This is a genomic window from Acinetobacter sp. YH12043 (assembly GCF_013419915.1).
In the GTDB taxonomy this organism is placed as follows: domain Bacteria; phylum Pseudomonadota; class Gammaproteobacteria; order Pseudomonadales; family Moraxellaceae; genus Acinetobacter.
In genome coordinates, this window is sequence record NZ_VOZD01000032.1 from 16,483 (window position 1) to 38,038 (window position 21,556).

A 21,556-nucleotide genomic window follows, 5' to 3' on the forward strand; every position below is an offset into this window, starting at 1 on the left:
TTTCTCATAGTTCATGAACTTTAAAATTCTAAACCAAGACTAATATTTATATAAGCAATTGAAAATACAATACATAGTTTCTTTATACACTTATGAAGTGAACTTTAGGTGAACATAAGTTAAATAGAAATTTTTAATTAGTTCAGCACAAACGTACAATCTTTAAGGCCTATAACTCGATACCGTTCTCTCTTTGATGTTTATTGCTATCTAATTGAGTGAACTCTGTGGAAATATTTCTTTATACATTAAGCGTTATGTATAGCCCAGGCCCTGTAAATTTTATGGGGCTAAATTCTGGCCTTACAGGTCAATTAAAAAAGACTATAGGATTTTACCTAGGCATTGGTTTCGCCATGTTGATCTTATTCGTATTGTTTGGCTATATAGGTGAAGCTGTTATTCCACATGGATTGATTCATTATATTGCTTTAGCGGGTGCAATTTATACATTCTACTTGGCTATAAAAATGATTAGGGCGAATGTAGAAACAACTCAACAGCAAGAAAGCCATCTAACATTCTTAAATGGCTTATTTATTCAGTTATTAAATCCAAAAGCCATTCTCGTCATTCTACCTGTTACGACAATTATGTACCCTGCAGCCAAAATCACAGGAATCATGATCTTGATAGTTTCTTTACTGATTTCACTTGGTGCTGTTGGCGCACCATTCACCTATGCTCTGGTTGGAAAAGTATTAGGCAACAAAATTGCTAATCCTATCTGGTTTAATCGGCTAAATAAGCTGATGGGTATACTCTTGATTTTATCAGGGCTTTTTATGTTCAAAGATTTTCTTAATGGAATAAATCTGCTGTAGGACAAATTAGCCGTTCAAATCGAACGGCTATCTTTTAATATTTATCATTTTCCATTGAGTGGGAGTTAAACCAAATGTTTTTATAAAATGTCTGGTCATATGACTCTGATCAAAAAAGCCTGCATTTAAAGCAGCATTAACAATAGACTCCCCTTGAGCAAGGTAGAACTTAACTGTTTCTAAGCGACGCATGATCATATAACGGTGTGGGCTAGTTCCAAATAATAATCGGAAATCACGAGAAAGGCTCCAGCGGTCACGATCAGCATGTTTCTCTAAATCTGACAAACTTAAGTTTTCATGTGGATACGCCAAAATACACTCACGCGCTCTCTCTGCTGCCTTGTAGTCAAATTTTTTGTTTTGGTTAGATGAAGTATCTGAAATTTCACACAGTGTAGTTGCCAAATCAAATAGAGCATCTTCCTCTTCTAGGGTATCCATATAATTATTTATATTATTTAGAAAGCTATCCATTGCCCTAAACAGGCGAATATCATTACTTAAGCCATGTCTGATAAAAGGCAAAGGTTTACCCTTTAAAATGGTTTGGATCATCGCTGGTTCGATGTAAATCATTCTATAGCGATAGCCATCTAATGTTCCTGATTCACCATCATGCTTTTCATCCGGGTGTAGAACCATAGTCATGCCTGGCAAGCTATGTTGCAATGTACCTTTGTAATGAAAGTTTTGAACTCCGGAAAGAGTCCTGCCAATAGCATAAGTATCATGTCGGTGAGGTTTATAAGCATAATTGGAAAGAAATGCTTCAATTCTTTCTAATTTATGATTTTGAGTGGGGGATCTCACAATCCAATTATTTCCACTGGAGAAATCAGGCATAATTGATGGCCAATTTTTCGTAGATTCTATTGTAGATTATTTTTCACTTTTCCTAAAATTAACATAATACACGTTATACGAAGTTGAAATGAAAAATGGAGCTTAAAGCTCCCTTTTTTACTAGTTTTTTTTAAATTGCTAAGCGTAAATTCAGTGCTTTTACGACTTTAATAACAGTATCAAAGCTTGGATTTACATCGCCAGAAAGTGCTTTATAAAGACTTTCTCGACCTAAACCAGTGTCTCTTGATAATTGAGCCATTCCTTTAGCTTTAGCAATATTACCTAAAGCTTTTGCAATGAATGCCGCATCACCATTAGATTCATCGATACAGGCTTGTAGGTAAGCTTGCATATCTTCTTCTGTTTTAAGATGTTCAGCACTGTCCCATTTGCGAAGTTTGATAGCCATTTACAGCTCCTCCTCTAAATCTTGTGCTAATTGTAGGGCAAGTTTTATATCTTTACTTTGCGTAGACTTGTCTCCGCCTGCTAAAAGAATAACGACCCTTTGCCCTTGCTTACAGTAATAGATCCTGTAGCCAGGTCCAAAGAAGAAACGTAATTCAGAAACACCTTCACCTACTGGTTCAGTATCTCCAAAGTTTCCATCTTCAACCCGATCAATTCGGACTTGTATACGTCTTTTTGCCTGCAGGTCTTTTAACTTAGTAAACCAGTCATCAAAGACTTCAGTGGTATATATTGAGTACATAAGAGTAATGTATCCTATAGGATACATTCATGCAAGAAATAAACTTGAATGTATGGGGCTACAACAGAATTTCGTATAACCACCATTATGTTAAATAGATAGCAGTTGGGAGATTATTTATTCTTTCAATAGACAAAAACTTGCGGAATTTTTCTTAATTTGTAATCCTTGCGGCCAAGGGTGTCTAGCGTAGCTAAGACAGGTATTCGTTATAGTCGGGCCGCTATAATACGGATGACGAGTGCCTGTATGTTTAACCTAAATATCTTTAACAAGATCTCTAGCGAAGTATTGACCATCAAAAATGATCTTGAGCTGAATTCTGAAAATCAACTGATAACTAAGTATAAGACTTCTACTTCTGAAGATTATAAACAGGCTATTGTTTTGATTTTTAAAGAACGTGGCTATACACGTTTGGAAATAGGTCAATTACTTGGGGAGCCAAAAGCTTCATAAAATACCGATTAAACAAAGCTTGGATATAACATCCAGGCTTTATAAAAAAGTACCTAGCTGTTACCCTTGTCCTGATTTTTTTACTCTAAAACGTTCTTTCATCTTATGACACTTACGCCACCTTAAGTTTATTTATCGTCTTAAATCTGTAAATAACTCATCACTGTCTAGTGATGTGGTGTAGTCGTTTGTGTGTTGTATATATCACATCACTAGCCTATCTGAAAAATTAAAAAACAGGCTATGTTTATGTTATCTAATGTCCGAGAACAGTGGTTCTCTAACATCCGTGGGGATGTACTTGCCGGATTAGTCGTCGGTCTTGCACTCATCCCTGAAGCCATCGCATTTTCAATTATTGCAGGTGTAGATCCTAAAGTTGGTCTATACGCATCCTTCTGTATTGCCGTCGTGATTTCTTTCGTAGGTGGTCGTCCTGCCATGATTTCAGCAGCCACTGGTGCAATGGCGCTGCTTATGGTCACATTGGTCAAAGAGCATGGGCTTGAATATCTGCTGGCAGCAACAATTTTGACAGGCGTGATTCAAATATTGGCAGGCTATTTAAAGCTCGCCAAGTTAATGCGGTTTGTATCTAAATCTGTGGTTATTGGATTCGTAAATGCGTTAGCGATCTTAATTTTCATGGCTCAATTGCCTGAACTGATTAATGTGACCTGGCATGTATATGCTTTTGTTGCTTTAGGTTTAGCAATTATTTATCTATTCCCTCTGGTTCCCAAATTAGGAAAATTACTCCCTTCTCCACTAGTCTGCATCATTGCAATCACATTATTGGCAATCGCTTTAGGAATTGATGTACGGACCGTGGGCGATATGGGGTCTTTACCTGACACACTTCCAATGTTCTTGATTCCAGATATTCCTTTGAATATTGAAACATTGATGATTATTTTGCCTTATTCAGTCGCACTGGCGGCTGTAGGTTTACTTGAATCGATGATGACAGCAACTATCGTGGATGAAATGACTGATACGCCAAGTGATAAATATCAGGAATGTAAGGGACAAGGGATTGCGAATATTGCTTCTGGCTTTATGGGTGGCATGGCCGGTTGTGCAATGATTGGTCAATCTATGATTAACGTAAAATCAGGTGGCCTTACACGCTTATCAACATTCTCTGCGGGCATTTTTCTTCTTATTCTGGTTGTATTTATCAGCGACTGGCTCAAAGTGATTCCAATGGCTGCATTGGTAGCGGTAATGATAATGGTCTCTATCAGTACCTTTGAATGGAGTTCTGTCACTCAGTTAAAAGATAATCCTAAGAGTAGTAATATCGTCATGATTGCGACGGTGATTGTAGTTGTTGCTACGCATAACCTGGCTTTGGGTGTGTTAACAGGCGTATTACTTTCAGCCTTGTTCCTGGCGAATAAACTTGAAAATGATATCCAGGTGACAGCATCTTTTGAAGGAATGGCCCGTTTATATGAGTTGAGAGGTCAGATCTTCTTTAGTTCTTCTGAAAAATTCATGCAAGGTTTTGACTTTAAAGAGGATGTAAAGGAGGTGATTATTGATTTGACCCATTCTCACATTTGGGATGTAACATCAGTCGCCATGCTTGATTCTGTTGTAAATAAATTTCAAAAGAATGGTGCGAATGTCACAGTACGTGGTCTAAATGAAGCCAGTTCGATCATGATTGATAAGTATGGGACACATGCCAGAATTTAAGTTTTAAAAATTCTATATTTATATAGAATTTCTAAAATTAACATAATACACCTTATACGAATCTAAAAATGGGAGCCTTTAGCTCCCATTTTTACTATATTTTTAAAGTTTTAAGCGTGTTGTACTGTGAGTTTTAAGCCTAAAGCATTTACTACACGATTAATCGTATCAAAACGTGGTGCTGAATCCTGACGTAGGGCTTTGTAGAGTGCTTCACGCCCAATCCCTGCTTCTTTAGCGATTTGAGTCATGCCACGAGCTTTAGCAATAACACCAAGTGCATGGGCTAATTCAGCTGGATCATTTTCTTCAAGAACCATATTGAGATACATCACAATGTCTTCTTCAGTTTTGAGCGACTCAGCCATATCAAAACTTGGTAAATCAGCGACTTTAACCATTTTAATCCTCCAATGTTTTCGATAGTTTGACTGCCCGATCGATGTCTTGTTGTTGAGTTGATTTATCTCCACCACCAAGCATTACAATCACAACGTCACCATGTTGGATGTAATACATCCTCCATCCAGAACCGAAGAATTCTCTCATTTCCCAAACGCCATCTTGGAGAGGTTTAATGTCTCCCCAGTTTCCACGTTGAACCTTATCTAATCGACGATTCAGGCGGATACGGGTCATATTGTCTTTAATGCCATCCAACCATTCATCAAATTCTGGAAGACGTTTAATTTCAATCATGAGGATTCCTTATCTTCTCACTATATTGTATTCGATCGAATACAATATGCAAGTAATTTATACGAACATCCATTAATTTCGTATAACACCATTATGTTAAATACATAATTTTTTTGGTTAAAATTTAAACTTTTTTACTGTTTTTCAGGCAAGATGCATATTTTTTTGAAGCCATACTTTCCTTGTCAGATGTTCAAACATTTTAAGGAGAAAGCAATGACACAAACAGCGAATGATCAACGTGCTACAGTAAAAAATCCTAATAATATTCAACATGCGCAGAATCAGGACAACCGTAGCCGACAATTGAATCCTAATCATAAACCTACGAAATCTAAATAAGGATGAAAACTATGAGCACAGCAGGTTGGCCTAGTACTACTGGAAATCCATCAGGTGGTGGCCGAGACAATAATCCACCTCGTAAATAAAAATTTATTTATCTTGTAATATCAATTCAGAAGGCCAAAGATATTGGCCTTCTGAAGGATATTTCTTCAGGAAGGCTTCCCATATCACGATAAAATCTTCTGATGTAGCTAACGTAGAAACGCTGGCTGTTTTTTGAAAATGTTTATAATAAAAGTCTTGCCAAAAATATATTAACCATAGGCCAGCTATGGCATTAATACTTTCAAACCACTTATCTTCTGGAAGTTCATTTTTCAGGAATAAATAATTCTCTTCTGAGACTTGTTCATAAATTTCATCATTTTTAAACTCACCATAAGGTAGACCTAGGAACTCATAGACTTCATTCAAGTAGCATAGTCTTCTGTTTTCTCTAACTTTTTTAATTAGTTGTATAAATTCTTTAATTTGTTCATCTTCGAGAGAAGGATCTAACCATTGCTCAAAACCATTAGTTGGAGGAATAGTCTTCAGAATCTCGACTTTATGTCCTTTTGTTGCTTCAAACTTTGCATTTATCTTTAAGATAAATAAAAGAAAATCTGTAAAAGTTTTTGATGGGAAGTATGGTCGTTTATTTTTAAACTTAAACTTTAATGCTTGGTTTAGTGAGATTGATTGGAATCCCCACTTCTTAGAAATTAAATGATCTAAGTGAATTAAAATTAGCAGTATATTGACGCCAGAATTTCTAAGCATCTCATGACTAATAATATTCTTTAAATCACCGTTAAAGCTAAAGTTATTTACCAGAAAATCATGTAGTTTGCAGACATCTTCATATAAAAAATTATTTTTTTCTAATTCTGAAAATAGCTTTATATGCTCATTCCAATAAAAAAAATCGTTATTCTTAATTGGATATAGTTCTAAGATTTTTAAGCAGTATGCAAAATTATAGTTTTCTTCATCTACAGCTAAAGAAGTTGCTGAATTAAGTACGAAAAACCCCATTTCTGAAGCAAATTCGGATTTAATTTTAACTTTAGCTATTTCATCATTTTTAAATGGAACATTAGTATATTTTTTCTCAATTTTACCTAGTTTCTTAGCCAGGTTTTTATCCATATTTTTCAATATTAAACAGTAGAATTCTAAAGGATTCATGGATGCCCTAATTTTTTAAAAAATCTAAAATTAACATAATACACCTTATACGAAATGCGTTTGTAACTCCAAAATAGAAATGTCCGGTTTCTCCAAAGTAAAAATGTCCGCTTTTAGAATATGCGCTTTTGCGATTATCGAAGCGGACGGTTTGATATGTTGGTGTCTATGTCGGATAAAGAACTTAAACGATTGTCGGTCGTGCAGGAAATCTGCGATCAACGCATAACTCAATCCCAGGCTGCTCAGCTACTTCATATTTCAGAACGTCAGATCAGGCGTTTACTGCAAAAATACAAAGCTCAAGGCCCAGCTGCATTAGCCCATGCCGGTCGTGGTCAAACCAGCAATTCCAGGCTTCCTGAAGAACTCAGGCTCAAGTGCCTCAATATGGTTGCTGAGCAATTCCATGGTTTCGGACCCACTTTAGCGCATGAAAAGCTGACTACCATTCATGGATTCGATATTTCAGTGGAAACCCTGCGTTCCTGGATGATTGCAGCCGATTTATGGATTCCTCGCTCCAAACGCCTGAAACGCCCATATCAGCCTCGTTATAACCGGGACTGTTATGGTGAACTGATCCAAATTGATGGCTCACATCATGACTGGTTTGAAGGAAGAGCCCCTAAATGCTGTCTATTGGTGTTTATCGATGACGCCACAGGAAAATTGCAGCACTTACGCTTCTGTGAGTCAGAATCAGCCTTTGACTATATGATTTCAACACGTTTGTATGTTGAGCAGCATGGTAAGCCTTTAGCCTTCTACAGCGATAAACATTCAGTCTTCAGGGTGAATCAAAGCAGCAAGAAAGACACCAAGATTACGCAATTTGGGCGCGTACTCAGCACCCTGAATATCGATATTATCTTCGCTAATTCACCACAGGCCAAAGGCCGTGTAGAACGAGCCAATAGAACGCTTCAGGACCGTCTGATCAAAGAAATGCGCCTGGAAGGCATCTGTTCGATTGAACAAGCGAATGCCTGGCTACCCTGCTTCATTGAGCAATTCAATCAGAAGTTTGCCAAGATGGCCTTTAATCCCAAGGATCTACACCGGACTGTCACTGAAACAGCCGAAGAATTAGATGATATTTTTACCTGGCGTGAACCCCGCAGAGTCACGAATAGCCTGACGATTACTTATGATAAATGCGTATATCTCCTGGAAAACACGGAAGAAAACCAAAGATTGATTAGTAAGTATCTTGAGTTCCTGGAATACCCGGATGGTACAGTCGCGATTGAATATCAGGGAAGAAAAATCAATTACAGCATCTTCGATAAATTAAGTCAGCTTAACCAGCGAGAGATTGTTGAGAATAAACGTTTAGGTGCAGTTCTCAATCATATTCAACAACAGCATGAAGAATTGGAACAGCAAAACAAACGTAATCGTTCTCAATCTATGCCAAGCAGACGTGCACAGAAGACAGTAATCAAAGAACGAAATCTGAATCCTGTGCTTGACTTGGAAATGTCTGTATAGGACATTTCTATTTGGTTTTAAGGTAGGACATTACTACTTAGGAATAACAGCGTTATAATTCTCTATAGAAATCAATGCTGTAGTTTCTAGTTGATAGCCCATCTTCCCCAAGGTGGGCTTTTTTTATGATTTTTCACGTTCCACGCTTATTATTTAATCAAAAGACCTCTTGCGAAAGTATAGTTTATCTAATTTTTGAATTGGCTAAAACCTCATAAAATATAGCTTTTGGCTGCTTAAAATTTGACTAACGCAAGAATTCTAAAGTTTCTCAACTTTGATTAGCTCAAATAAATACCATTTCTCTTTTTCTAGGTCTCTTTAAATCACGAATTATGTAACTATAGAGTATAGCCTAACGGAACAAAATAAAGTCTTAAAAAGCAACTCAAAAACCGTATTTATAGACTTAATATTTAATTTCGGTACAATATGTATTTAATTATCTAAACTCTAACGGTACAGAATGCCTAATCAGGTCGGATATATTCGAGTCAGTTCAACTGAACAAAATACTGAACGTCAATTAGATGGAATCAGCCTGGATAAGACCTTTACTGAAAAGGCAAGCGGTGGTAGCCGTGAACGTCCTCAGTTAAATGCAATGCTCGACTATCTGCGTGAAGGTGATACGGTGCATGTTCATAGTATTGATCGTCTGGCACGTAATACAAATGATCTGAACGAAATTGTGAATAGTCTGAATGATCGTGGTATAACCATTATTTTTCATAAAGAGAATTTGACCTTCAGTCATGATGTAGCACAATCGGCAATAAATAAACTCATGTTTCAGATGCTTGCTGCATTTGCAGAGTTTGAACGCTCCATGATCCGTGAGCGTCAAAAGGAAGGAATTGCAAAAGCCAAAGCGAAGGGCTTATATAAGGGAAGAAAGCGGAAGGTTGACTATGTTGAAATACGAAAAGCAATGGCTGAAGAAAATTCAACATTTAGAGGTGTTGCAGAAAAGTTTAAAGTAGGGATAGCAACAGTACAAAGAGCTTTAAAAGAAGAAACTAATAATCAATAAGGTTGATTAATGAAGACGCTTAGATATTCAAATTTAGAAAAGATCATGACCATTTATACTGAAATTTCTACTTATATTACATTTCATAATGCGACTGGTTTAACAGATATAAATAAATCAATGGAAGATTTTTGAACCGTACCGGGTTTGTCGGAGACCAAGCTTTCTGAGAGAATGTCCCGATGAAAAAAGTAAAATATACCCCTGAAATCAGAGAAAGAGCGGTTCAATTATTGATTGAATCCGAGAAAGATTATCCATCGAATTGGGCTGCGATCACCGCTATTGCTCCCTGAGCAGTATACTGCGCAAGGGTTGTACTCCTGAAACACTACGTGTTTGGTATCAAAAATATTTAGATAAACAAAATCCAGTTAAAGTACAGCAGCTTTCAGACCAAGAACGTATCAAACAACTCGAACGCGAAAATAAAGAACTGCAACGCGCCAATGAAATTCTACGTAAAGCAGCCGCTTTTTTCGCCCAGGCGGAGCTCGACCGCCCACACAAATAATGGTGGATTTTATCCATAATAATAAAGAGCTGTACGGAGTCGAGGCGATTTGTAGAATTTTACCGATCGCACCTTCAACCTATTACCGGACTCTAGATCTCTGTGAAAATCCAGAACATCGAGCAAAGCGAGATTTACATGACTTGCATCATGCTGAGGAGATTAAACGAATTTGGAAGGAAAGTTCAGGTCGGTATGGTGTACGTAAAGTCTGGCAAAAACTGAAACGTGAAGGCTATATTATTGCGCGCTGTACTGTTGCTCGATTAATGCAAAAGCTAGGTATAAAAGGTGTTTGGCGTGGTAAGAACAAACAAACCACCCGTAGCCGAGATGATCAAAAACGAGCGGATGACTTGGTAAAACGTAATTTTACTGCTGATCATCCTGACCAACTGTGGGTGAGTGACTTTACGTATATTCAAACAAATTCAGGCTGGGTTTATACTGCATTTATTATTGATGTGTTCTCACGAGCAATTGTTGGATGGAAAGTATCGACACGGATGAATACAGATATGGTGCTCGATGCATTGGAGCAAGCATTTAGGGCGGCAGAGGGGGCTGGAACGCTGAGTGCGCCCATGCCGCATTGCAAAGCAAAAGATAATCGGATAAAATGTAGCAATTCATATTCGTAAGCGTGGAGTAATCAGATGGGAAATTCCAAGTCAGCAGACAAGTAAGCCGCAACAACCAGTATTGTTGTTGCGGCGCTCTGTAAGGCTAGTCTCATCTGATTGCTGACGAGCAGACGTCGCCCGGTATTCCTTAATCGAGGGTTGATTCGTCATGACCACCACACGCCCCGCGTGGGCCTATACGCTGCCGGCAGCACTGCTGCTGATGGCTCCTTTCGACATCCTCGCTTCACTGGCGATGGATATTTATCTCCCTGTCGTTCCAGCGATGCCCGGCATCCTGAACACGACGCCCGCTATGATCCAACTCACGTTGAGCCTCTATATGGTGATGCTCGGCGTGGGCCAGGTGATTTTTGGTCCGCTCTCAGACAGAATCGGGCGACGGCCAATTCTACTTGCGGGCGCAACGGCTTTCGTCATTGCGTCTCTGGGAGCAGCTTGGTCTTCAACTGCACCGGCCTTTGTCGCTTTCCGTCTACTTCAAGCAGTGGGCGCGTCGGCCATGCTGGTGGCGACGTTCGCGACGGTTCGCGACGTTTATGCCAACCGTCCTGAGGGTGTCGTCATCTACGGCCTTTTCAGTTCGATGCTGGCGTTCGTGCCTGCGCTCGGCCCTATCGCCGGAGTATTGATCGGCGAGTTCTTGGGATGGCAGGCGATATTCATTACTTTGGCTATACTGGCGATGCTCGCACTCCTAAATGCGGGTTTCAGGTGGCACGAAACCCGCCCTCTGGATCAAGTCAAGACGCGCCGATCTGTCTTGCCGATCTTCGCGAGTCCGGCTTTTTGGGTTTACACTGTCGGCTTTAGCGCCGGTATGGGCACCTACTTCGTCTTCTTCTCGACGGCTCCCCGTGTGCTCATAGGCCAAGCGGAATATTCCGAGATCGGATTCAGCTTTGCCTTCGCCACTGTCGCGCTTGTAATGATCGTGACAACCCGTTTCGCGAAGTCCTTTGTCGCCAGATGGGGCATCGCAGGATGCGTGGCGCGTGGGATGGCGTTGCTTGTTTGCGGAGCGGTCCTGTTGGGGATCGGCGAACTTTACGGCTCGCCGTCATTCCTCACCTTCATCCTACCGATGTGGGTTGTCGCGGTCGGTATTGTCTTCACGGTGTCCGTTACCGCGAACGGCGCTTTGGCAGAGTTCGACGACATCGCGGGATCAGCGGTCGCGTTCTACTTCTGCGTTCAAAGCCTGATAGTCAGCATTGTCGGGACATTGGCGGTGGCACTTTTAAACGGTGACACAGCGTGGCCCGTGATCTGTTACGCCACGGCGATGGCGGTACTGGTTTCGTTGGGGCTGGTGCTCCTTCGGCTCCGTGGGGCTGCCACCGAGAAGTCGCCAGTCGTCTAACCGACGACTGGTAGCAGGCCCGCTCCGATGCGGCGCACTAACCATCGAAACCTCGTGAATGTCGGTATCCTGTCTGGCAGGATACCGCTCATTTCCCTTGTTCAGTTCATCGCCGTCGCCGAGCATCTGAATTTTCGGCATGCGGCCAAGGCACTTGGTATCAGCCAGTCGAGCGTCAGCGCGCGTGTGAAAGCGCTGGAGGATAACCTTGGTGTCCTGCTATTTGAGCGCCATGCGCGGGGCGTTCGGCTAACAGACGCAGGCAGGCACTTCATGGAGCGTGTCACGGCGGGTGTCGATCAACTCGATCACGCAGTGAAGACCGCAGGCATGACAGCTCAAGGAGAATACGGCCGGCTTCGCATCGGCATCCATGCCTTAATCCCACGCAGCTTTCTCACGGAGCTGATCCGTCATTATCGGGAAGAACATACGGGCATTGAGGTTGAGATCACCGAAGGCACAGCCCGCGATGCGGTGATGCAGCTTCGTGCTGACCAGCTCGACGTGGTGTTCGTCGCGGGCAAGCCCGAGATGCCCGACTGCCATACCCGACCGATCTGGACCGAACCGCTGGTGGCCGTGCTATCGGATGGGCATCGCCTCGCCGGGCAGTCCGCAATCACTTGGTCCGATCTGGTCGGCGAGACTTTCATTGTTCGCTATGGTGGCACCGGCCCGCAGGTCCATGACCATATCGTGCTGCGCCTTGCCGGGCGTTGGCCCGCACCGTCGATCCGGCGCTTTGATGTGGGGCGCGACACGCTGCTATCTATGGTCGGACAAGGCTTCGGCATCACTATCGTCGGCGAGGCAACGTCATTGTTGCCGACGACCGGCATCGTCTTCCTGCCCTTCCTCGATGAACCGGAGCCGGTTGCCTTTACAGCCGTCTGGTCGCCGTTCAATCGCAACTCCGCACTGAAAAATCTACTCAACCTCGCAGGCAAAATGAAGCGTGACGGCGATTCGCCCAATCGTTTCCTGGATGGCACTCGACCGGCACGATAACGGCACAGGCGATCCATCCTATTTGCCGCCGATAGTATCCGGCAGCCCTCCGGCATCCTCTTTCCTGTTGCCCGTCCCGATTTTGCCTACTCTCTGATCGGCTCCGTCTCTTTTGCCGACTGGAGCCTGCATTGCGCGGAGGCCGAATCCTTTGGGGTCAGATCGCCGTAGTCATCACCATCGTTCTGGTGATGACACTGAGAAATTTGACGATAATCAAAATACTGACCTGCAAAGAAGCGCTGCATACGTCGATAAAATGATTGTGGTAAACACTTGATGGGCAAGGCTTTAGATGCAGAAGAAAGATTACATGTTTGCTTTAAAATAATCACAAGCATGATGAGCGCAAAGCACTTTAAATGTGACTTGTTCCATTTTAGAGATTTGTTTAAGATAAGATATAACTCATTGAGATGTGTCATAGTATTCGTCGTTAGAAAACAATTATTGTGACATTATTTCAATGAGTTATCTATTTTTGTCGTGTACAGAGATTATTATAGAAGCCCCCATGAATAAATCGCTCATCATTTTCGGCATCGTCAACATAACCTCGGACAGTTTCTCCGATGGAGGCCGGTATCTGGCGCCAGACGCAGCCATTGCGCAGGCGCGTAAGCTGATGGCCGAGGGGGCAGATGTGATCGACCTCGGTCCGGCATCCAGCAATCCCGACGCCGCGCCTGTTTCGTCCGACACAGAAATCGCGCGTATCGCGCCGGTGCTGGACGCGCTCAAGGCAGATGGCATTCCCGTCTCGCTCGACAGTTATCAACCCGCGACGCAAGCCTATGCCTTGTCGCGTGGTGTGGCCTATCTCAATGATATTCGCGGTTTTCCAGACGCTGCGTTCTATCCGCAATTGGCGAAATCATCTGCCAAACTCGTCGTTATGCATTCGGTGCAAGACGGGCAGGCAGATCGGCGCGAGGCACCCGCTGGCGACATCATGGATCACATTGCGGCGTTCTTTGACGCGCGCATCGCGGCGCTGACGGGTGCCGGTATCAAACGCAACCGCCTTGTCCTTGATCCCGGCATGGGGTTTTTTCTGGGGGCTGCTCCCGAAACCTCGCTCTCGGTGCTGGCGCGGTTCGATGAATTGCGGCTGCGCTTCGATTTGCCGGTGCTTCTGTCTGTTTCGCGCAAATCCTTTCTGCGCGCGCTCACAGGCCGTGGTCCGGGGGATGTCGGGGCCGCGACACTCGCTGCAGAGCTTGCCGCCGCCGCAGGTGGAGCTGACTTCATCCGCACACACGAGCCGCGCCCCTTGCGCGACGGGCTGGCGGTATTGGCGGCGCTGAAAGAAACCGCAAGAATTCGTTAACTGCACATTCGGGATATTTCTCTATATTCGCGGTTCAGCAGGCATGTCCCCTTTGAGGGCGACCCGACGACAGGATAATCGACCTTATGGTGCGCAAATATTTCGGCACAGACGGTATTCGTGGCAAAGCCAACGAAGGCGCGATGACGGCGGAAACCGCCTTGCGCGTCGGCATGGCGGCTGGCCGTGTCTTTCGTCGCGGTGACCACCGCCATCGTGTCGTGATCGGCAAGGATACGCGCCTGTCGGGCTATATGCTTGAACCCGCGCTCACAGCCGGTTTCACCTCGATGGGCATGGACGTATTCCTTTTTGGCCCGCTGCCGACAACGTAATAGGAAGAATAAACGCCCTTTTCACCCAAGTCCAAATTAATTTGCCGATTCCATAATCAGGGTGTATTACAATTCCATAGAGTTTTTCAATCCAGGTGGTTTAGCTGATAACTTAACGATTGATCAGCTTCTTCGTGAAGATTACTCGCCATGGGCGCGCAATAAAAGGATATCTGCCACGTTCAAAGAAGCGCATTTTATTGAAAAATATGGGTCAGGCATCAAACGAATCCAAGAAGGCTTCGCATCCTATGGTCTGCGTCCCCCTGTCTTTGAAAATTTCCAGCACGGTTTTCGAGTTATTGTCTCATCAAAGCTACTTTTCGAATCTAATGAGGGAGTAAGTGAGGGAGTAAATCTACTATTTAATCAGATAAGAACTAATCCAGGAAAGCGTGCACCATTTTTAGTAAACGAGCTATTAGTTCCTGTCAAGATAGTAGAGCGGTGGCTCAAAATCTTAAGAGATGATCATAAAATCGAGTTTCGAGGAGCTCCTAAAAGTGGAGGATACTGGCTAAAATAGAAATCAATGATACTCTTAAGTGGCACCAATCGAACTCCTATTTTAGCATTTAAAAAAGTATCCTCACATCATTTTATTGAACAATACCTAAGGCTGCTCTGGCGGCATTGATATGATTATCGTCGTTGCACTCTACCGCAAAAGCGCCATATGCTAATGGAGCTGCAGCAGCCCTCTCTATAGATTGTTCGTAGAGCCTATCCCATATCGTTCCGCCTTGTTTAGCATACTCCGTTATCAAACTCTTCAGGCTATCCTCTCCAAAAACCGATACGTGACCAGAAAAGTCCAGTGCAGGATCACCCATATGCGCAGTAGACCAATCTATGATACCAGAGGTCTTACCTTCCTTCGAGGTTAAGACATGCCCTGCATAGAGATCGCCATGGATGAAACAAGTGAATTCAGGCCACAAAGGGTCATTGTCCAACCATCTACGGTATCTGTTTTCCAACGGCTCGCTGATACCTATCTCAGATTTCACCAAGTGGATACGGTCAGCTATTTCGGTCCTCAATTCACTTGGAGTCATTATTTTCAAGTTGCTCTTTCTCACATCGTCAGCTGTAATACGATGTAATTCGGCCAATGATTTTGCCAGAGACTCCACATAAGCTATGCTATCGCGATCTATGTTCCAAGAAACCTCATGTGTTATCGCATCGAATGTCAGAGCAGGCGCATCCTCCAGTAAAGGGTAGGCTATTAGGCGCTCCGATACAATTTTCCAATCAGGGACATTGATCGACAGGTTTCTTTTGGCTAAATCCAATATTCTACTTTCATTTTCGATTTGTTCAAGCATATCGCTTCTTCGAGGTATACGGAGTACCCAGTTCTCACCGTTTACTTCCTTTACAAAGGCAACTCTAAAGTCGATGCCCATCTCATTGACGCTCATCTCTTCCGAAATTCTCAGCCCATGCTCTAGGGCTAATGTTTGCATATCTTCGATTGTCATTTCTATACTGTTTTCTTTTATTAAATTGGTACCAGTTCCCCCGACAGGACATTCTGAATGTCATATACAGGTGTAACACTTTACCCATATTCTTTTCGTATGGATAACACTTCCCATCAGGGAACAAAAATCTGATACATGAATTAATTGTGAGACAGTAGACCTACTGTCGCATTGAAGCCATCTCGGCGACTATTTGATTAGGAAAACCAAGGCTTTGCCATCATAGCCTTATCATAGAAGTATAACATAGTTGTAAAGATAGAAAATTATTTTTTATTCATCCATGATGTTATTATTTTATAATAACATCATCTAAACATGTCCTGTCGCTCTTTTGTGCTGTGATATTTCATACCTATTAACTGCTTTCGTTTGAATTATACGACGTTCTACTCACAATAGGGCAAGGGTTACTCATTCCGTAGGATGCGGTTCACGTATAGGAAGAATAAACGCCCTTTTCACCCAAGTCCAACAGCTTTGGACCGCAGTTGACTCTTTCGACACCCCTGCGATGCAACCCAATCCGGCTGACGGGGAGCCAGCAACGCTGAAAATTTACCCTCCTCTTTCCCACTAGCGGCTCCTTTTCCGACAACCAGCACGGCGGATCCCTGCCGCGGCGCTGTGAACGCAGCATTTTGATTGGTATCGTTGGCCTTCAGGCTCGTCAGTCAAACAGACCCAGGAGCAGCTCAGCCGGTGGCGCCCGGCTTTCGGGTAACGCCCTGGTCCCGCTGGTTTCGGCTTTGTGCTTCAGGTGATCAAGGATCTGCTTGATCACTATAGGGTCTTCAATGCAGGCGATGACTTTCATGGCGCCGCCGCAGCCGCTGCAGGTCTCGATGTCGATATTGAAAACACGCTTGAGCCGTTGCGCCCATGTCATCGACGCTCGCCGTTGTGCTGGTGTTGCCGGTTCATCAGCCACCCTGACCTTGTTGCCCCTGCCCCGTTTTGCCGGCGTGACCAACGCCCGGTGCCGACTGTTGGGTGCGAACACCCCGTGGAAGCGGGTTAGGTTGACTCTGGGCTTCGGTACCAGGGCGGCCAGCCTTGCAATGAAATCCAATGGTTCGAAAATGACGTGCGTGGTGCCGTCCCGGTACGGCGTCTTGAGCTGGTAGCGCACGTTGCCGCCTCGTGTTAACGACAGCCGCTTCTCGGATACCGCCGGGCGGCTGATGTACCGGCACAGCCGTTCGAGCTTCTTGCGTTCATCGGCCCTGGCCGCCACGCCGGCGTGCAGGCTGGACCCGGCTACCTTGCCAATCCCGTCACCGAACGGATCACCACTGGTCGGCAGAGTTTGCAAAGTGAACACCTTTCGCCCCGCCTGTGAACCGACAGCGATACGGTAAGTGATCGAGTGCCCCAGCAGGGGTGTCATCGGGTCGTCATCCACCGCATCCGAGGCCAGATAGCTGTTTTCGACATCCCGTTCCAGCAGGCCTTGCCGTTCCAGATAGCGACCCACCCGGTGGGCGATGGTGTGCGTCAGCTGGGTGAGCTCTGGGCTGGTCGGCGCCTTGACCCAGCGGAAACGCGCTGAGCCGTGGGATTGCTCGACATACACACCGTCGAGAAACAGCATGTGGAAGTGAACATTCAGATTGAGCGCCGATCCAAAACGCTGGATCAGGGTGACCGCGCCCGTCTTGGCCACTTGGTGGGTATGGCCCGCTTTCTTGACCAGGTGCGTGGCAATGACGCGGTAAACGATGCCCAGCACCCACCCCATGATCTCGGGCCGGCTGGCAAACAGGAAACGCAGCTGAAACGGGAAGCTCAACACCCACTGACGCATGGGTTGTTCAGGCAGTACTTCATCAACCAGCAAGGCGGCACTTTCGGCCATCCGCCGCGCCCCACAGCTCGGGCAGAAACCGCGACGCTTACAGCTGAAAGCGACCAGGTGCTCGGCGTGGCAAGACTCGCAGCGAACCCGTAGAAAGCCATGCTCCAGCCGCCCGCATTGGAGAAATTCTTCAAATTCCCGTTGCACATAGCCCGGCAATTCCTTTCCCTGCTCTGCCATAAGCGCAGCGAATGCCGGGTAATACTCGTCAACGATCTGATAGAGAAGGGTTTGCTCGGGTCGGTGGCTCTGGTAACGACCAGTATCCCGATCCCGGCTGGCCGTCCTGGCCGCCACATGAGGCATGTTCCGCGTCCTTGCAATACTGTGTTTACATACAGTCTATCGCTTAGCGGAAAGTTCTTTTACCCTCAGCCGAAATGCCTGCCGTTGCTAGACATTGCCAGCCAGTGCCCGTCACTCCCACTCGATTGTAAACAAGCACACAAAACCCTTTAGTGACAACAATTTGCAAGAACTATCAGGCTCAGTGCCATGAAAAATACCATGACCAGATCATGAGGTTGAACACGGCTTGCGCCGGCAGCGTTCACGCTCCTGGTCGGCGATCTCGCCCGGCTGCAATGCTAGCTCAGCATCGGTCATGCGCTCCAGCACGTCGCGTAGGCGGATGGTGCAAGGAATGGGCGGCAGCTCGAACTCATAGCCGCCGGCGATCATTTCGGCCGCAATCTCCTCGGTGATGAAAAACGGCTCGTCGTCTTGGTTCGGCTTCTTCATGCCCTTTCCTCCTGGCGCTCATCCTGGCCGACAGCGGCCAGGGCATCGGCTTCCGTCAATGCGTCCTCCACGAACGCGCCGTGCTGCTTCGCTTCGGCCTGGCTGACCTCGGCCCATATCCGTTTCACCTGGGCCGCACTGTACCCGGCCAGCTCGGCGGTCTTGTTGATGCTGTAGCCGGACTTGCGCAGCGCGACAACTTGGGCGCGGCGCTTCGGATCAGCACGGCGGCCCTTGTACCGCCCGGCCTGGCGGGCCAACTCAATGCCTTGGCGCTGGCGTTCGCGCCTGTCCTCGTAGTCGTCGCGGGCCATCTGCAAGGCCAGGCGAAAAAGCATGATCTGCACGGCTTCCAGCACGATCTTGGCGACGCCCTGGGCCTCGGCCGCCAGGTCGGATAGATCGACCACGCCAGGGACGGCCAGGCGTGCGCCTTTGGCCTGTATCGAGGCCACCAGGCGCTCGGCCTCGGGCAAAGGTAGGCGGCTGATGCGGTCGATCTTCTCGGCAATGACCACCTCGCCGGGCTGTAGGTCGCCGATCATGCGCAGCAGCTCAGGCCGGTCGGCGCGTGCGCCGGATGCCTTCTCACGGTAGATGCCGGCGACGTAGTAGCCGGCGGCCTTCGCGGCCGTAGTGATCGCCTCTTGGCGTTCCAAGTCCTGCGCGTCGGTGCTGACGCGCAGATAGACCCGCGCCACCATCGGCGCGGCTACTGGCTTCGTCCTGCGCATACTTGCGGGCTCCTTTGGGCATACTCAAATGCACCCATCTTAAACTGGCAGCTAATGTACAAAAGTTGATAGAAGCACACAAGTTCAATTTTGCACTTCTGCCCCACTATTGCAAAACTGCTTGTTAGTAGCCGTTTTTTCTTACTGTTTATAGATTCAATAATTTTTGAAACGAAAAATTGGGACTAAACATTTCGGTTTCGTTTTCTGTCGATTCGTCCTGCGTATCTTTTGCATAAACAAACATTTGTTGTTCGTAGTTTTCGATGGCATTTTCAATACTTGTAAATTCTCCGTTTGTAAGGTTTTCAGACAATATCAAAGCATCCAATAATCCCGTATTTACACCCTGTCCTGCAAAAGGCGACATCAAATGAGCAGCATCGCCAATCATTGTTATGGGTAATGGACGGTTACTTTTCCAATCATTGTTCAAAGGAAATTTCCTTGTGGGCAAGCATTGAAATGTTGATACCGAACGTATTAATTGTTTGTAAACTTCACTCCATTTGGAAAATCTTTTCAATAAAAAATCGGCAACGCTGTTTCTGTCCTGAAAATCTAAGGGAATTTTATTTTTCCATTCATCGGGCGTTTTAAAACTAATTCCTAAATACAATGCACCATTATTATTGGGATTGGCAAACAATAAAATGCCCTGATGTCCCGCCATTAATCGGTTGCCGTTGCATAGCTGAAAAAATCCGGGACAGTTTATTTCCGGTTGAAGAATATCAGCTTGGATGTTGAAAGTACCGGTTTCTTCAACTTGCGTGTCGGTAACAAAGCTCCTTATTTTCGACATTCCACCATTGGCAAGAATAACCAAATCTGCTGTTTCACTCGGTTTATTCTCAAAAGTTAGTGTCCACTTCTTCTTACCAGGTTCAAGCATAACAAGTTTTCTATCCCAAATAACCGTGTCGTTTTCTAAACTATTCAACAAGATAGCCCTTAAGTCATTTCTGTTTATTTCAGGATTGTCAAATCGATTTTCGGGCTTTACATTTTTTGTGGATAAAATATTGCCTTTTTCATCAGCAATATTTACACCCATTGGTAAGGCTAAGTCATAATAAGTTTGTAACAATCCCGCTTTTTTCATTGCTTCCTGACCTGAACCTTTGTGTAGGTCAAGGGTTCCACCAAAAATTCTTGCCTCTCGGTCGTTGTCTCTTTCGTAAACTGAAACGTCTATGCCGTTTTGCTGTAATAATTTTGCCATAGTCAGTCCAACGGGTCCACCACCAATTATTGCAACGTTCTTATCACTAAGTAAATTCATTTGTTTGTCCGTATCTATTCGCATTGTCATTCAAAAATGGCACATAACAAGTGGCTATACGCCAAATGGCGTATATATCCACTATATCTTATTTTGCTAAACCTTTCATTATCAGTGACAAATCCGTTTTCAACCGTTTACCGTTCGTTTCTACTCTCTCAAAAGGATTTATATTCATAGTGCTTTTTGTTAAGTTTTGCTCAAATATACAAATCCTTTCTATATATCTAACAAATCCATCGGACTTTTTAATTGTTCCATTCCCTTGGTGGTAATATGTGTATAAACCTCAGTTGTTTTACTGCTTGAATGACCTAACAACGATTGAATATAACGTAAACTCGTACCATTCTCAAGCAAATGCGTTGCAAAGCTATGTCGTAAGGTATGTACAGTAACTTCCTTTTGAATCTTTGCTTTTAAAACAGCTGCTTTAAAAATGTTTTGAATACTTCGGCTTGAGTATGCGCCACCTTTTTGACCTTCAAATAAATAATCTTTTGGTTTATATTCCATAAAGTATGTTCTTAAAATAATTAATGTTTTCTCAGATAAAATGGTATAACGATCTCTTTTTCCTTTTGACTGTTCTATACGAATTTGCATGCGCTTGGAGTCAATGTCTTTTATTTTCAGGTTTATACATTCAGAAATGCGCAAACCTGCCGAATAAATAGTCATCAGAATAGCCTTGTGTTTCACGTTTTCAATAGCGCGTAGTACCCGAATGGTTTCTTCTTCACTCATCACAACAGGAAGTGTTTTTTCTTTTTTTGGTCTTTCGATGAAATATGTTTTCCGTTGTCCACCCAAAACACGTTCGTAATAAAACTGGCACTGTTGCAAAGTTAGCGATGAGGCAGCCTTTTGTCTTATTCAAAGGCCTTACATTTCAAAAACTCTGCTTACCAGGCGCATTTCGCCCAGGGGATCACCATAATAAAATGCTGAGGCCTGGC

The 21,556-nt window shown here is 44.4% G+C and carries 23 protein-coding genes, 3 pseudogenes and 1 other annotated feature; of the genes and pseudogenes, 13 read left to right on the forward strand and 13 right to left on the reverse strand.

Annotated elements, in window-relative coordinates; all coding sequences use genetic code 11:
- Positions 1-227 precede the first annotated feature (227 nt).
- Positions 228-824, forward strand: a complete 597-nt coding sequence (locus tag FTU01_RS13610) for a LysE family translocator (RefSeq protein ID WP_074163998.1) — start codon at positions 228-230, stop codon at positions 822-824.
- Positions 825-851: 27 nt separating this feature from the next.
- Here FTU01_RS13610 and FTU01_RS13615 read toward each other — a convergent pair whose 3' ends face one another.
- The 3 genes from FTU01_RS13615 to FTU01_RS13625 form a co-directional block, all read right to left on the reverse strand.
- A complete protein-coding gene (locus FTU01_RS13615; RefSeq protein ID WP_032073151.1) occupies positions 852-1,670 on the reverse strand; it encodes an AraC family transcriptional regulator in 819 nt (272 codons plus the stop codon).
- Between the two features lie 130 nt (positions 1,671-1,800).
- On the reverse strand, positions 1,801-2,082 hold the full coding sequence (locus tag FTU01_RS13620; protein WP_000985610.1) for an addiction module antidote protein: 282 nt from the start codon (positions 2,080-2,082) through the stop codon (positions 1,801-1,803).
- Positions 2,083-2,385 carry a type II toxin-antitoxin system RelE/ParE family toxin gene (locus tag FTU01_RS13625; protein WP_154320144.1) on the reverse strand — a complete coding sequence of 101 codons (303 nt, stop codon included), beginning with the start codon at positions 2,383-2,385 and terminating at the stop codon, positions 2,083-2,085. It abuts the gene before it with no gap.
- A 249-nt stretch (positions 2,386-2,634) separates the two neighbouring features.
- Between FTU01_RS13625 and FTU01_RS13630 the strand changes: the two genes are divergently transcribed.
- Both FTU01_RS13630 and FTU01_RS13635 read left to right on the forward strand, forming a co-directional pair.
- Positions 2,635-2,844, forward strand: coding sequence for a hypothetical protein (locus FTU01_RS13630; protein WP_004976362.1), 210 nt, complete (start codon positions 2,635-2,637; stop codon positions 2,842-2,844).
- Between the two features lie 249 nt (positions 2,845-3,093).
- A complete protein-coding gene (locus FTU01_RS13635; RefSeq protein ID WP_026438532.1) occupies positions 3,094-4,548 on the forward strand; it encodes a SulP family inorganic anion transporter in 1,455 nt (484 codons plus the stop codon).
- 110 nt (positions 4,549-4,658) lie between these two features.
- Here the strand turns inward: FTU01_RS13635 and FTU01_RS13640 are convergent, their stop codons facing one another.
- A complete protein-coding gene (locus tag FTU01_RS13640) occupies positions 4,659-4,949 on the reverse strand; it encodes an addiction module antidote protein (protein ID WP_004969304.1) in 291 nt (96 codons plus the stop codon).
- A 1-nt stretch (position 4,950) separates the two neighbouring features.
- On the reverse strand, positions 4,951-5,247 hold the full coding sequence (locus tag FTU01_RS13645; protein WP_004647749.1) for a type II toxin-antitoxin system RelE/ParE family toxin: 297 nt from the start codon (positions 5,245-5,247) through the stop codon (positions 4,951-4,953).
- A gap of 216 nt (positions 5,248-5,463) precedes the next feature.
- Here FTU01_RS13645 and FTU01_RS15605 point away from each other — a divergent pair, with 216 nt between their 5' ends.
- Positions 5,464-5,589 (forward strand): hypothetical protein, encoded by a 126-nt coding sequence (locus FTU01_RS15605; protein WP_004969301.1) that lies wholly within the window; start codon positions 5,464-5,466, stop codon positions 5,587-5,589.
- Between the two features lie 93 nt (positions 5,590-5,682).
- On the opposite strand, the gene FTU01_RS13650 is transcribed toward FTU01_RS15605, so the two are convergent.
- Positions 5,683-6,765: a hypothetical protein gene (locus FTU01_RS13650; protein ID WP_004969299.1), complete on the reverse strand. Its 1,083-nt coding sequence runs from the start codon at positions 6,763-6,765 to the stop codon at positions 5,683-5,685.
- Between the two features lie 168 nt (positions 6,766-6,933).
- Between FTU01_RS13650 and FTU01_RS13655 the strand changes: the two genes are divergently transcribed.
- The 6 genes and pseudogenes from FTU01_RS13655 (at position 6,934) to FTU01_RS13675 (ending at position 12,824) form a co-directional block, all read left to right on the forward strand.
- Positions 6,934-8,259: an ISNCY family transposase gene (locus tag FTU01_RS13655; protein ID WP_179989167.1), complete on the forward strand. Its 1,326-nt coding sequence runs from the start codon at positions 6,934-6,936 to the stop codon at positions 8,257-8,259.
- Positions 8,260-8,725: 466 nt separating this feature from the next.
- A complete protein-coding gene (locus FTU01_RS13660) occupies positions 8,726-9,292 on the forward strand; it encodes a recombinase family protein (protein ID WP_006581699.1) in 567 nt (188 codons plus the stop codon).
- Positions 9,293-9,474: 182 nt separating this feature from the next.
- Positions 9,475-10,447: pseudogene (locus FTU01_RS13665) on the forward strand (IS3 family transposase).
- Positions 9,764-9,880: a sequence feature (AL1L pseudoknot), on the forward strand. Its footprint overlaps the pseudogene before it by 117 nt.
- A gap of 151 nt (positions 10,448-10,598) precedes the next feature.
- Complete coding sequence (floR, locus tag FTU01_RS13670) at positions 10,599-11,813, forward strand: chloramphenicol/florfenicol efflux MFS transporter FloR (protein ID WP_000214122.1); 1,215 nt, start codon at positions 10,599-10,601, stop codon at positions 11,811-11,813.
- A 27-nt stretch (positions 11,814-11,840) separates the two neighbouring features.
- Positions 11,841-12,140: pseudogene (locus FTU01_RS15660) on the forward strand (LysR family transcriptional regulator); the annotation flags it as partial.
- A 3-nt stretch (positions 12,141-12,143) separates the two neighbouring features.
- On the forward strand, positions 12,144-12,824 hold the full coding sequence (locus FTU01_RS13675; RefSeq protein ID WP_109354582.1) for a LysR family substrate-binding domain-containing protein: 681 nt from the start codon (positions 12,144-12,146) through the stop codon (positions 12,822-12,824).
- Positions 12,825-13,021: 197 nt separating this feature from the next.
- Here the strand turns inward: FTU01_RS13675 and FTU01_RS13680 are convergent.
- Positions 13,022-13,249: pseudogene (locus tag FTU01_RS13680) on the reverse strand (IS4 family transposase); the annotation flags it as partial.
- 89 nt (positions 13,250-13,338) lie between these two features.
- On the opposite strand from FTU01_RS13680, the gene sul2 reads away from it, so the two are divergent.
- The 3 genes from sul2 (at position 13,339) to FTU01_RS13695 (ending at position 15,015) form a co-directional block, all read left to right on the forward strand.
- Entirely contained in the window at positions 13,339-14,154 is an 816-nt protein-coding gene (gene sul2 / locus FTU01_RS13685; protein WP_001043260.1) for a sulfonamide-resistant dihydropteroate synthase Sul2, read from the forward strand.
- Positions 14,155-14,240: 86 nt separating this feature from the next.
- Positions 14,241-14,489, forward strand: a complete 249-nt coding sequence (locus FTU01_RS13690) for a phosphoglucosamine mutase (RefSeq protein ID WP_071830581.1) — start codon at positions 14,241-14,243, stop codon at positions 14,487-14,489.
- A gap of 61 nt (positions 14,490-14,550) precedes the next feature.
- The gene (locus FTU01_RS13695) at positions 14,551-15,015 is read left to right on the forward strand and encodes an ATP-binding protein (RefSeq protein ID WP_071830580.1); all 465 of its coding nucleotides are present in this window, start codon (positions 14,551-14,553) and stop codon (positions 15,013-15,015) included.
- A 73-nt stretch (positions 15,016-15,088) separates the two neighbouring features.
- On the opposite strand, the gene mph is transcribed toward FTU01_RS13695, so the two are convergent.
- From mph to FTU01_RS13730, 6 genes are all read right to left on the reverse strand, one after another.
- Positions 15,089-15,976 (reverse strand): Mph(E)/Mph(G) family macrolide 2'-phosphotransferase, encoded by an 888-nt coding sequence (mph, locus tag FTU01_RS13700; RefSeq protein ID WP_071830579.1) that lies wholly within the window; start codon positions 15,974-15,976, stop codon positions 15,089-15,091.
- Positions 15,977-16,649: 673 nt separating this feature from the next.
- Positions 16,650-18,143, reverse strand: a complete 1,494-nt coding sequence (locus tag FTU01_RS13710) for an IS91-like element ISVsa3 family transposase (protein ID WP_001120888.1) — start codon at positions 18,141-18,143, stop codon at positions 16,650-16,652.
- 210 nt (positions 18,144-18,353) lie between these two features.
- On the reverse strand, positions 18,354-18,578 hold the full coding sequence (locus FTU01_RS13715) for a hypothetical protein (protein ID WP_000743213.1): 225 nt from the start codon (positions 18,576-18,578) through the stop codon (positions 18,354-18,356).
- Positions 18,575-19,312 (reverse strand): recombinase family protein, encoded by a 738-nt coding sequence (locus FTU01_RS13720; protein ID WP_001366550.1) that lies wholly within the window; start codon positions 19,310-19,312, stop codon positions 18,575-18,577. The genes FTU01_RS13715 and FTU01_RS13720 overlap by 4 nt, the downstream gene beginning before the upstream one ends.
- A 148-nt stretch (positions 19,313-19,460) precedes the next feature.
- Positions 19,461-20,627 carry a tetracycline-inactivating monooxygenase Tet(X3) gene (locus FTU01_RS13725; protein ID WP_024160783.1) on the reverse strand — a complete coding sequence of 389 codons (1,167 nt, stop codon included), beginning with the start codon at positions 20,625-20,627 and terminating at the stop codon, positions 19,461-19,463.
- Positions 20,628-20,816: 189 nt separating this feature from the next.
- Complete coding sequence (locus FTU01_RS13730; RefSeq protein ID WP_205779272.1) at positions 20,817-21,410, reverse strand: tyrosine-type recombinase/integrase; 594 nt, start codon at positions 21,408-21,410, stop codon at positions 20,817-20,819.
- Positions 21,411-21,556: the final 146 nt, after the last annotated feature.